The 1,555-nt window shown below is 68.9% G+C and carries 1 protein-coding gene and 2 pseudogenes; 2 read left to right on the forward strand and 1 reads right to left on the reverse strand.

What is annotated here, in order from left to right:
- A pseudogene (locus NS355_RS17790) lies at nt 1-430 on the reverse strand (hypothetical protein); the annotation flags it as partial.
- A 127-nt stretch (nt 431-557) separates the two neighbouring features.
- On the opposite strand from NS355_RS17790, the gene NS355_RS17795 reads away from it, so the two are divergent.
- Nucleotides 558-1,226, forward strand: a complete 669-nt coding sequence (locus NS355_RS17795) for a response regulator (protein WP_058718341.1) — start codon at nt 558-560, stop codon at nt 1,224-1,226.
- Nucleotides 1,223-1,555, forward strand: a pseudogene (locus NS355_RS17800) (ATP-binding protein); the annotation flags it as partial. The gene NS355_RS17795 and the pseudogene NS355_RS17800, both read left to right, overlap by 4 nt.

The following is a 1,555-nucleotide window of genomic DNA, read 5'->3' on the forward strand; positions in this document are numbered from 1 at the left end:
CGTCAGAGGTGTTTAAGGGACAGCCCGGCGGGGGCGGGGGCGGGCCGACCGGGGTGACCGTCCCCTGCGGGTTGACCAGATACTGGGCGTGCATGATCCCGTCGTCATAGCGGCCCTGCACCATCACGTTGCTGCCCACCGCAGGCATCGCGTCGCGGTTGCTGGCGACCATCGCCCGGCCGGTGCCGTCCTGCACCACGAAGCGATCGCCGAAGACTTCGGCCACCCGCCCCTTGGCGGTGACGATGCCGGTGGTTGAGGACAGCTTGGCGATCGGCGTCTGGACGGTCGGGGCCATGGTGACGCTGGGCCGGGTCATCGAGACGGCGGCGGCGCCACCGCCCGCGCCCAGTGCGATCAGGACCGCAGCGGCGGCGGCCAGCGGCGCCTTGCCCTGCAGATGGGGGAGTGGAACTCGAAAGCGAGACATTGTCGATCTCCTTGGTTGATGGAGATGCTTTTAGGTGATTCGTCCCGATGCCCGCTGAACCGCGCGGTTCAGATTGGGTTTAAGCTTTGCGACGATAGCGGGGCGATAAGGGGACAACGGACACGTCATGCGGATTCTGCTGGTCGAGGATGATCCCGCCCTGGGTCCCGCCATCGCGCGGGCCTTGCGTGCCGAGCAATGCGCGGTCGATCTGTTCGACCGCGGCGTCGATGCGGGCCATGCGGGCGATACCGAAATCTATGACGCCGCCGTGCTCGACCTGGGCCTGCCCGATGGCGACGGCATGACCCTGCTCCGCCAGTGGCGCGAGGCGGGGCGCGCCCTGCCCGTGCTGATCCTGACCGCACGCGACGGCTGGTCGGACAAGGTCGCCGGATTCAAGGCGGGCGCGGACGACTATCTGACCAAGCCCTTCCGCGTCGAGGAACTGGTCATGAGGCTGCGTGCCCTTGTCCGCCGCGCGGCGGGCCATGCCCAGCCGCGCCTGACCTGCGGCCCTTTGTCCTTCGACAGCCAGACCGGGCAGTTCGAGCTGGACGGCCTGCCGCTGAAGCTGACCGCGTTCGAGTGGCGGGTGCTCTCGGCGCTGATGCTGCGCAAGGAGGCCGTGATCCCCCGGCTGGAGCTGCTGGAGCGCGTCTATGAAGGCGATGCCGATGTCGATTCGAACAGCCTGGAGGTGATCGTCGGGCGCCTGCGCAAGAAGATCGGTGCCGACCTGATCGAGACGGTGCGGGGCATGGGCTATCGCCTGACCGCCGGAGAGGCTGCGTGAGACTTCCCCGGTCCATTCATGGCCGGATGATCCTGATCTCGGGCGCGGCGATCCTGGCGGCGCTTCTGCTCGCGGGCTGGGGGCTGGCGAGCGCGCTGGAGGGGATCGTCACGCGCGGGCTCGACCAGCGGCTGGATTCCGAGATTGCCGTCCTTACGTCCGCCATCGACAAACAGGGGCAGGTGGACCGGGCCCGAATCGACCAGCGACGGGGTTTGCTGGAGCCGGAACCCGGCTGGCGCTGGCGGATCGCGGGACCGGACGGGGTGATCGGATCGGGCGACTTCCCGCCGCTCGCCGCGCCGCATCCGCCGGGACCTGTCGAGGGC

The sequence above is a fragment of the Sphingomonas yabuuchiae genome (genome assembly GCF_001477495.1).
Classification (GTDB): Bacteria; Pseudomonadota; Alphaproteobacteria; order Sphingomonadales; family Sphingomonadaceae; genus Sphingomonas; species Sphingomonas yabuuchiae_A.

Excerpts from the sequence above, each read along its gene's own strand:
- NS355_RS17795 (WP_058718341.1), top strand. The coding sequence starts at position 558 with ATGCGGATTCTGCTGGTCGAGGATGATCCCGCCCTGGGTCCCGCCATC.